Raw genomic sequence first — 9,949 nt, forward strand, 5'->3', positions numbered from 1 at the left:
CCGTGAAGGAGACGAGCTTGAAGATCGCAGGCATCACCGCCTTGTTTCCACCGTTCATCATCGGCGGAGCTGAAGCGAGCGCGGCCAATTTGAAGAGTCTGCTTGCGCAGCGTGGACACGACGTTTCGGTCCTGTCGACGACGGTGACTGGCGGGCAGTCTATTCTGCGCGAAACCTTCGAGGGTTTGGTCGACGTGCGCCGCTACCCCATGCCTCGCAGCTATACCGCCTTCGATTTTGCGGCTCACAACCCCCTGGCCAAGGCGACATGGCATGTTCAAGATCATGTCGATCCGCGAAATCGCACGGTCTGGAGTGCCTTTCTGGACGAGACGCGACCGGACCTTGCGATAGTTCACGTTACGCAGGGTCTTGGCTACAACGGGTTGCTGGAACTGGGGCGTCGCGACATTCCCACGCTGTTCGTCCTTCACGATCTTTCGCTCGCTTGCTACAAGACGTCGATGTTCAAGGGTGGAAAGCCCTGCGCCGGACAATGCCGACCCTGCGCGATCTCAAGCCGATTGAAGGCAAGATATATACGCAAGCTCCCGCGCATCGGCTTCGTTTCGCCCTCGCGCTCGACCTACGCGACAGTGGCTCGCTACGTCCCGATCGGCGATCGGCCTCACCGCATCATCCTGAACGCCAATACCTACCCGCGACCGACCGTAGCGTGGACCGCTTCGCCGACGCTGCGCCTCCTGTATGCGGGGCAGATCTCGCGAACGAAGGGCGTCGAGTTCCTACTAGAAACTATAGAGGCGATGGACCGGACCCTCGCTGTCCATTTGCGGGTTGTGGGAGGTGGTCCCGAACTCGAGCGTCTTCGCGCGCGTTACTCCGAGGCATCCTTCGTCGACTTCACGGGTAAGGTCACCCCGGAGCAGGTCTCCAATTTTATGGCGGAAAGCGATGCTCTCTGCGTGCCGTCGTTATGGGCTGACAACTCGCCGGGCGTCATTGTTCAAGCGATGACCCTCGGTCTTCCGGTGCTTGGCAGCGACCGGGGTGGAATCCCGGAACTGGTGGGAGATGACGTGACGGGTGCGGTGTTGCCGGCGGGAAACCGCGATGCCTGGATGGGTATGATCATGCAACTCGTCCAGGACCGTACCCGGGTGCAGCGTTGGTCATCGTCCGCCTTGCTCGAGGCACGTCGCTTCGAGGCTGACGTTGCCGTCGATGCCTACCTCGATTTTGCGGACGAGATCCGTCGGCTCCCAGCGATCGCGGACAACGCAGCGTAACTAGCGAGAGGTGAGTTGCCCTTCAGATCGTCATCTGCCCAACCGACGCCCATATCGGTAGTTTATAAGTACACGCATATGCAGCATCATCGATTGCTCGTATGATTGCGAACGGGCCTTGCTGCTGCAGCGTGCCGCATTCGCGTGTCGACGGTAACAGCTGGGAGCCCGATCGGTTGAGCGGCAGTGTCCAATGAGCCCTAATGCCAGCATTTGCCTGGCACGGTTGCCGACATCTGTTAAGTGTGCCGGTTACCGACTTTTTGTCCGGAAGCGAGAGACTTAATGCTGCATGACGTGAGAACGCCGACGATGCGGCAGCCCGAACCCTTCGGTCGCGCCTCCGAGGGGGACGGCATGGAGCTGATCAACATTGACCGTGTCCTGTCGGCGGCCCGCCGGCAATGGAAATGGGTCGCGATCTGCGGCGTCATCGGACTGCTGCTGGCTGTCGCCTACGTGGCGACGGCGGTGCCGCAATACACGGCTTCCAGCAACCTCCTGATCGACGCGGGTGGCGGCACCCGCCTGCTCAACGAGCTGTCAAGCGCCTCCACCTCGATCGAGGACGAGACAGCGATCCTCAGTCAAGTGGAGATCCTGCGCTCGCGCAAGATCAGTTCCGCCGTGGTGGATCGCCTGGACCTCACCAACAACCCGGTCTTCATGACGCCGGAACAATCGGTGTTCGGCCGCCTGCGGTCGCTGCTGCGACAGACCTTCGACGTGTCGGCCTGGCTCGGCAGCGACGACCCCCCGCCTGCCGCCGACAGCCGCAAGCGCTCGGCAGTCGAGGCGCTTTTGCGCAACGTCGGCATCAGTCGCGTCGGCCTGTCGTCCGTTCTGTCCATCCAGTACACCTCGCCCGACCGCGACCTTTCTGCGAAGATCGCGGACGCGTTCGCCGAGGCCTATCTGACTGATCAGCTCGACGCAAAGTACGAGGCGACGCGCCGTGCGAGCGGATGGCTGCAGGATCGTATCGAGGAATTGCGTCAGCAGTCGTTGCGCTCCGACCAGGCGGTGCAGACTTTCCGCGCCGAAAACAACCTGATCGCGGCCGGTGGGCAACTCGTCAGCGATCAGCAGCTGGAAGCTCTGAACAACCAGCTGATCACCGCGCAGAACGAAGTCAACGCCGCAAAGGCACGCTACGATAGGACCAAGGCGCTCATCGACAGCGGGGACACCAACGCCGTCGTCACCGACTCGCTCGGCAGCCAGCTCGTCACCTCGATCCGTACGAAGTACCTCGACGCGCTGCGACGCGAAAACGACATCTCCTCGCGCCTCGGCCCGCTGCATCAACAGGCGGTGCGCCTGCGCGCCGAGATGGACGAGTACCGCCGGCAGATGTTCTCCGAGCTGACCCGCCTCGCCGATACGTACCAGGGCGAATACGAGGTCGCGCAGGCTCGCGAGGCGTCGCTGCGCGAGAGCGTGGCCAAGGCGACGGGCGTCAGCAGCAACGCGAACAATCTGCAGGTTCAGCTGCGTGAGCTCGAGCGCGAGGCCGACACGTATCGCAACCTTTATCAGACCTTCCTGCAGCGCTATCAGGAAGCGATCCAGCAGCAATCCTTCCCCGTCACGACGGCTCGCGTGATCACGAACGCCCAGCCGCCACTCAAGCCGAGCCAGCCGCGCAAACTCCTGGTCCTAGCGCTCGGTGCCTTCCTCGGTTGCGCCGGAGGTGCCGGCATCGGTGCCGCCCGCGAGTTCCGCGACCGGTTCTTCCGCACGGCCGACCAGGTCAGCGAGAACCTCGGCCTCGAGTGCCTTGGCCTGATCACCCGAGTCCCCAACCAGCGGACGCAAAAGCGTTCGCCTGCCGAGCTCGAGGCCATGGAGGCTCAGCGGCTGATTCGACGCAGTTCCAGCGTGAGCCGCTATGTGCTCGATCACCCGCTATCGTCCTTCGCCGAGACACTGCGCAGCGTGAAGATCGCGGCCGACCTCACGATCGAGGAGCCTCGCGGCAAGATCATCGGCGTGGTCTCAGTTCTGCCGGGTGAGGGCAAGTCGACGGTTTCGGCAAACCTCGCATCGCTGCTCGCGTTGCAGGGCGCCCGGACGCTCCTCATCGACTGCGATCTGCGCAACCCCGGCCTCACACGGGCCGTCGCCGCTCATGCCAAGAACGGGCTCGTCGAGGCCATCCTTCAGGAGCGCCCCGTCGCGGACGTCGTCTACACCGATCCCGATACCGGACTTGCGGTGATCCCGGCAGTCCTCAAGCAGCGCATTCCGCACACCTCGGAACTTCTGACCTCCAACAGCATGACAGCGCTGCTTAACGAGGCCTCCCGCCATTACGACTACATCCTGCTTGACCTCCCGCCGATCAATCCCGTGGTCGACGTTCGCGCCATGGCCCATCGCGTCGACGGCTTCGTCTTCGTCGTGGAATGGGGCAACACCGCCCGCCGGGTCGTTCGCTCGGCGCTCAACGCCAACCCGCGGATCGCTGAGCGGTGCCTTGGCGTCGTCCTGAACAAGGTCGATAGCGAGAAGATGAAGTTCTATCGCGAGTTCGGCTCGACGGAATACTACAACGCGCGCTACGCATCCTACTATACGGATGCCGCGTCCTAAGGCTGGGCCTTGGCGAATGGACTTACGTCCCACGGTATTTCCGCGACCACGACCCGGATGAGGCGGACCGCCCTGGACAGCGAGCTTGCCGAAAGTGGGAGGGTGCGCGAGGCCGCGGCGTCGCTGTCCCGCGTGGAGCGACTGATCGTCGTTCTCCTCTGTATGGTAGTGCTCGTCGCCATAGTCCCCTATGGCGCGACGGGCAACATTGCGATGCCGCTGGCTCTCCTCGCCGCGTCCATCTGGTGCTTCGCGGCAACGCTTGCGGCTGGGCGCGGCTGGCCCGCGATATCCTTGATGTCCGTCGCGATCGCGGTGCTTCTCGGTGGCTACATGCTGCTGCAGGCGTCGAGCGATCTGCACCTCCTCCCGCCGAGCCAATCGTTCGTGCGTGCGTCGGCTCTTCTCGGCAACACGCTGTCCGCATCCGCCTCGATCGCGCCCGGGCGGACCATGGATGCCCTCGCGCCGATTCTCGTTCCGCTCGTTCTCTTTGCCGCCGCGTGCCGGTTCCTGCGCACCGACCTTTCGGCCATCTCGGTACTTCGTTTCCTGTCGTGGTTCGGCGGTGCCGTCGCACTCTTCGGGATTCTCCAGCACCTGCTTGCGCCCGACATCGTCTTGCTTTCGCCCAAGACGAGCTATCTCGGCGACCTGACGGCGGTCTTCGTCAATCGCAACACCGCCGCGACCTTTCTTGGCGGCTCGGCGCTCGTGTCGGTTGCCGTCGTCGCCTATGACATCGGGCGCAGACCGACCTGGAACGCCCTCCTGGCGCTTGCCGCAAGCGCTCGGCTGACCCGCCGAGACTGGTCGATGGCATTACACGCATCTATGGCGGTCGCGGCGCTGGCCGCGCTGCTGCTGACCTCGTCGAGAGCCGGGACGGCTGCGTCGCTCGTTGCAGTGACGCTCCTGATCTCGATCCTCTTCCGTAGCGCCGAGCCGGGCCGACGTGCGCCTTCGCGGTCGCCGTGGCCGTTCATGCGCCGCTGGGCGCTCGTTCTCCTGGCCGGATCGAGCATCGCGGTCCTCCTCGGAACGCGCACGCTCGACCGTGCCCTGACGCAAGGGGCCGAGGATGCTCGGTTCTGCGTCTTTCCGGACATCTGGCGCCTTGCCGGACAGACGTGGCCGTGGGGCTCGGGGGCAGGGACGTTCGAACTTGCCTTCCGTCCGCTTCGCGATCCGACCTGCGGCATCCACGGCGTATGGGACCGGGCGCACTCGTTCTTTCTCGAGGGTCTCGTCGTTCTGGGCGCACCGTTTCTTGCAGCCGCCGCGCTCGGCCTCGGCGTTTTGGCGGTTACCTTGCGGCGTGGATGGAGGCAGAGGCAGCAGTTCCGTGCGGGGCCTGCGTTGGGATGTGCCTTCCTCGCTCTCGTCATCCTGCACGATCTCGTCGATTTCTCGATCCAGATCCCCGGTATCTCGTTGTGGGCCGCAACGGTTCTCGCGGCATGCTGCGCTCTTTGCGAGCGGAAGCAGACGGCAGCATAGGCGTTCAGATCAGTTGCATAAAATTCAAATCAAAGCCACGCACGCAGTCTAACGATGCTCTGACAGGGGCTCTGTACAACGTTCTTCGAGGAACGAGGAGCTTCGAACCCATGCGTTGGATCATCCTGGCCATTCTGGCATCGTGCACGAGCATGCAGGCAGCCGAGGCGCGCGCGCCCGGTCTGGAACACAGCGAGGCGCGCTCCTTGCTTGATGGTGGCGCGCCATCGCTCGCGCCATTCGCCCATGTGCGCTTCTGCAAGGTCAATCCCGAACAGTGCCGCAGCGACGGCGGCGCGGCGCGCCTCACGCTCAACAGGCAGACGCTTGCGACCATCCGCTCGGTGAACATGCAGGTCAACCGCTCGATACGCCCGGTCAACGACCGGAACACGCCGCTCGGCGACGTCTGGACCCTGTCGCCACGCCAGGGAGACTGCGACGATTTCGCAGTGACCAAGCGTCAGGCGCTGATCCGTGCCGGGTTCTCCGCCGCAGCGTTGCGGCTTCTGGTGGCTACGACCTCCTGGGGCGAGGGGCATGCGGTTCTGGTGGTCGCCACCAACGGCGGCGATCTCGTCCTCGACAATATGACGGATCGGGTCCGCTCCCTTGCGGAGACCGGGCTGCGCCCCATCAAGGTGCAGTCCAGCGCCGATCCCCGCCGCTGGCTGGCCGTGGGGCAGCAGGCTGTCGCATCGCGCAACTGAACCAGCCGATGATCGAAGGCTTGAGGTTCGCCACCGTCCGGGCACGATGCCCGCCTCCGGCGGCGACTCGCGGTGAGTGCGCTTGTCATCACCCGAAGAGGTGACGCGTGTAACGGACTGTTACATCATTCCCATCTGTGTTCCAAAGGACACACATGCTTCGGCGTATCTCGCCGTCCACAGTCATCCATTTGATATCGCCTAGCCTTCCCGACGCAAAGGGCAAATAAGTCTGGCGTGCGTCATGAGGTGCGTGGAATGCGGCAAAATCATCGGGCTGTTCTGGTCTCCGGACTTGCGTTGTCGTTCGGACTGAGCGCATGCGCGACGCTGCCGCGCGCGGGACCGGACGATCGGCGCATCCAGAACGAGGCGGCGATACGGGTCGGCGACAAGCAACGCCGGGTCGGCATCGACTACGTGCTCCTCGATCTGACCCAGAGCATGCTGCCGTTCTTCGAGACGGCGACACCGTCCACACTCAAGGCAGGCTTTGGAACCGGCCGGGGCGGACCGCCGGGTACCATCCTGGGCATCGGCGACATCGTTCAGGTTTCGGTATTCGAGTCGTCCGCCGGCGGCCTCTTCATTCCGGCCGATGCCGGCAGCCGACCCGGCAACTACATCACTCTCCCGTCGCAGACGATCGACCGTTCGGGCACGATCAGCGTTCCCTACGCCGGCCGCATCCAGGCGGTCGGCCGTTCGACCGAAGAGGTCCAACGTCAGGTCGAGACTCTGCTCGCAAACCGTGCCATCGAGCCGCAGGTGCTCGTGACGCTCGTTGAGAACCGATCGAATCAGGTCTCGGTACTCGGCGACGTCCAGCGTCCCGCGCAGATTCCGATCAACGCCTCGGGCCAGCGTGTTCTTGATGCGATCGCGCTTGCGGGCGGACTTTCGACCCCGGGCGTCGAGACCTACGTGACGCTTCAGCGGCGCGGGCGCGAGGGAACGATCCTGTTCTCCGATCTGATCAACGATTCGTCGGAGAACGTCTTCGTCGCGGCTGGGGACACGATCTACGTCAACCGCGAGCGCCGTACCTTCCTTGCGTTCGGCGCGACGGGCCTGAGCGGGCGTATCGACTTCGAGGAGTCGAACCTTTCGCTGGCGGAAGGCGTAGCAAAGGCTGGCGGCCTTCTCGATGCGCGTGCCGATCCCGCGCAGGTGTTCCTGTACCGCCAGATGGATGCCTCGGTTCTGCAGCGTATGCAGATTGATCTGGGCAACCTGAATTCGATCGACGTCTCGAAGTTCGGCTCGACTGTACCGGTCGTGATCCGGGCGAACCTTCGCGACCCCGCAACCTATTTTGCGTTGCAGCGTTTGAAGATGGCGGACAAGGATATTATCTATATATCGAACTCGGACTCGACCGAAGTCGAGAAGGTACTCAATATTGTAACCGATGTGACGGGGGCTGCTTCCGTATCGACAGGCGACTTCGTCTCGACGCGGACTTCGATCCGGACATTCTAAGGGGCGGCTGAGCGCGACTCGTTCTCGCCCGAAAAAAAGCCGAACAGGGTGTTCGGTATCATTGGGTCAGCGTTCGGGCGCGTTCGGGGCCCGGATGCGTGGAGGTTGCGTATGGTCGTTGCTTTGGGATCTCGTTCCGTCTGGCGTTTCCTTTCCGCCGCCGCGATCACGGCTGCGTTCGTCTTGCCGGTGAATGCCCAGTCGGGCGGAGCCGGAGCTGGAACTGGGGGGGTGTCCTCGTCGACCGCCGGGGCCTCGGCCTCCGGCGCGACGATTTCCGGTGCGACGGGCGTCGGTTCCAATACGGCGGGCACTACGCCCGCGACCCAGGCGCCCGCAGCCGGATCTGCGCAGATCACCCCGGGGCAATCGGTCGGATCGACGACGCAAGCTTCGAGCGGTTCGACTACACCTGCCGCGCCTTCCGTTGCCGCACCGTCTACAGCGACCGCACAGGTAACGCCTGAGCCGACCAGTGAAGCGGAGATGACGGGGGAAATGCGCCAGCGCATGCAGGATGCCTGCATGGCGCCTCCCGCCAAGCTTGGGGCGGAGGAAGTTGCCGCTTACCTTGCCAACCCAAGCGATTTGCTGACGACCTATGGGACGCAGTCCCTGACGCTGTCGAACCGCGTGCGTACGCTCGCCGGTTCCGATGGGCGTACGCTCGATCCCATCTTTGCGAGCGTTCCAAATGCCAGCGAGGACCAGAAGGCAGCGATCGGCGCCGGCCTCGGGCGGGCGGCGTTCATGTGTCAGGGTGTCAATCCGGAGTACGCGGCGGAAATCCAGTCGCGAATCGCCGATCTCGACGCGCCCGCTCTGCTGACCGCGTTTCTGACGGCAACGAACGACCTTCAGGTCGCCTCGGTCGGGACCGGCGGCGCATCGAGCACGGCGGGAGCACCGGGTCTTTCCGGCGGCGGTATCGCCGGGCCGAACTCGGCCGGCCTCGGCGGCGACGACGTGACCCCAAACCTGATCACGACCTACACGTTCGGGGGTAGCCGCGGGTTTGCGATCGATGGTTCGAACGGCACGTCGAGCAACCTCAGCATCAACCTCTTCGGCGGGCCTTCGGTGAGCCCGACGCTTGCAAACTGACGGCTTGCGCCCAGACTTGCGGGCGGCCCCCGGACGGACAGGGGCGGTTTTCTCGATGCAGGATGGACGTGACCCCTCCGATGTTCGGAGTGAGTCAAGGTCAGAGTCGCATGGACAATATCGCGGCCAAGTACGACGTCGCGTCGCTACGGTGAGAATATGGACGAGCCTTCTTGTTCTCGGCCTCGCCGTCTTCTTGTGCGGGCTCTCGCTTCGTAGTCTCTTCGAGAACGTCTCGGATTTTGAGCTTCTGCAAAATTCGGCGTTCGTGAAGACGGTGGGGCCTTCTGCAGCGGGTGCAAGCGTTCGGGCGGGCGTCGTCGCTGTTCAGAGCTCTCGCATTGCGTGTCGACCTACCTTGGACGAAGCGGCGGCAGTGGTCTCGCTCGCCGTTCTCCTGACGCACGATCAGGTGATCGATTACGATGGTTGGGCCGCTGCAGCATCTCAGGCTTTGGCGGCTCTGGGGCATGAGCTTGTTTGTGCACCGACGGACGGGATCGCATGGGCGCGGTTGGCGCTCGCGGAGCGTCTCATATCCGCATCGCCCACCCGTCTTGTTGCACTGCTGGACGAGTCGTTCCGCCTCGCCCGCGCGGACCCCTCCGCCCTGATCACTCGTATTGCCGTTGTCAGAAGTCTTCCCGCGTTCACGCTTCCGGAGGTGGCAGCGATACGACGCGCGGACATCACTACAGTCCTCGGCCAAGCATGGCCGGAGGAGGCAGCCTTCCTGTACCGCACTCCGGAACCAGCAATCGCGGCTGAAGTCCAGGCGCTACTCGCGACGATGCCGCCCGCGCGACAGGGACACCTGCGGGCCGCAGGGCTTCTCGCACAACCCGATAAGCCGACCGACGCCGGTGCGACGCTCGGTAATCGGCTTTCGCGCTTCCTGAACGAGCCGCCCCCTTTCTGGGCGCCGCCATCGCTGGTTGACCGCTAGTCGCATCCAGTCGGCCAACCCGCGCCATTATGCGCCGTCTGTTATAACGATATTATTTATTGCAAGAGAGTCGCGCGTGTGGCTTTGTGCGTTCATGTCATCTCAGCGCACCCTCTGGTAGTAGCGAGATCTGGACAACGTCTCTTGAGAGCTGAATCGATGAGTTTCGTGCCGCCTCCCGTCGCATTCGTCATTGCGCTCCCACACCCCTCGCGTGTGGCGACGTGGGGCGCATTGATTGCGTGCCTTCAGCAAACAATCGCATCGATTCAGAACTAGTCCGATCGGTCTTGGAAGGAGGTCATCGTCACAGATCGACATGTCGCGCTGCCCGATCTTCCGAACGGCTGGATGGTGGAGCG

8 protein-coding genes are annotated in these 9,949 nt (G+C 63.6%); 7 read left to right on the plus strand and 1 reads right to left on the minus strand.

The features are described from left to right. Positions 1-17: 17 nt before the first annotated feature. From AUL35_RS20090 to AUL35_RS20110, 5 genes are all read left to right on the plus strand, one after another. Complete coding sequence (locus AUL35_RS20090) at positions 18-1,250, plus strand: glycosyltransferase (protein WP_192847133.1); 1,233 nt, start codon at positions 18-20, stop codon at positions 1,248-1,250. A 297-nt stretch (positions 1,251-1,547) separates the two neighbouring features. After that, entirely contained in the window at positions 1,548-3,845 is a 2,298-nt protein-coding gene (locus AUL35_RS20095; protein WP_374754513.1) for a polysaccharide biosynthesis tyrosine autokinase, read from the plus strand. 57 nt (positions 3,846-3,902) lie between these two features. Further along, positions 3,903-5,345: an O-antigen ligase gene (locus AUL35_RS22335; RefSeq protein ID WP_156418111.1), complete on the plus strand. Its 1,443-nt coding sequence runs from the start codon at positions 3,903-3,905 to the stop codon at positions 5,343-5,345. Between the two features lie 110 nt (positions 5,346-5,455). After that, positions 5,456-6,055, plus strand: coding sequence for a transglutaminase-like cysteine peptidase (locus AUL35_RS22670; protein ID WP_062018181.1), 600 nt, complete (start codon positions 5,456-5,458; stop codon positions 6,053-6,055). Positions 6,056-6,292: 237 nt separating this feature from the next. Next, positions 6,293-7,537: a polysaccharide biosynthesis/export family protein gene (locus tag AUL35_RS20110; protein ID WP_244493852.1), complete on the plus strand. Its 1,245-nt coding sequence runs from the start codon at positions 6,293-6,295 to the stop codon at positions 7,535-7,537. On the opposite strand, the gene AUL35_RS22340 is transcribed toward AUL35_RS20110, so the two are convergent. Beyond that, positions 7,534-8,064 carry a hypothetical protein gene (locus tag AUL35_RS22340; RefSeq protein ID WP_156418112.1) on the minus strand — a complete coding sequence of 177 codons (531 nt, stop codon included), beginning with the start codon at positions 8,062-8,064 and terminating at the stop codon, positions 7,534-7,536. The genes AUL35_RS20110 and AUL35_RS22340 overlap by 4 nt on opposite strands. Between AUL35_RS22340 and AUL35_RS20115 the strand changes: the two genes are divergently transcribed. After that, entirely contained in the window at positions 8,063-8,641 is a 579-nt protein-coding gene (locus AUL35_RS20115) for a hypothetical protein (RefSeq protein ID WP_156418113.1), read from the plus strand. The two genes, AUL35_RS22340 and AUL35_RS20115, sit on opposite strands and share 2 nt — an antisense overlap. A gap of 358 nt (positions 8,642-8,999) precedes the next feature. Then, positions 9,000-9,587, plus strand: a complete 588-nt coding sequence (locus tag AUL35_RS22345) for a hypothetical protein (RefSeq protein ID WP_156418114.1) — start codon at positions 9,000-9,002, stop codon at positions 9,585-9,587. The last annotated feature ends 362 nt before the right edge of the window (positions 9,588-9,949 follow it).

The organism is Aureimonas sp. AU4 (assembly GCF_001463765.1).
GTDB lineage: Bacteria > Pseudomonadota > Alphaproteobacteria > Rhizobiales > Rhizobiaceae > Aureimonas.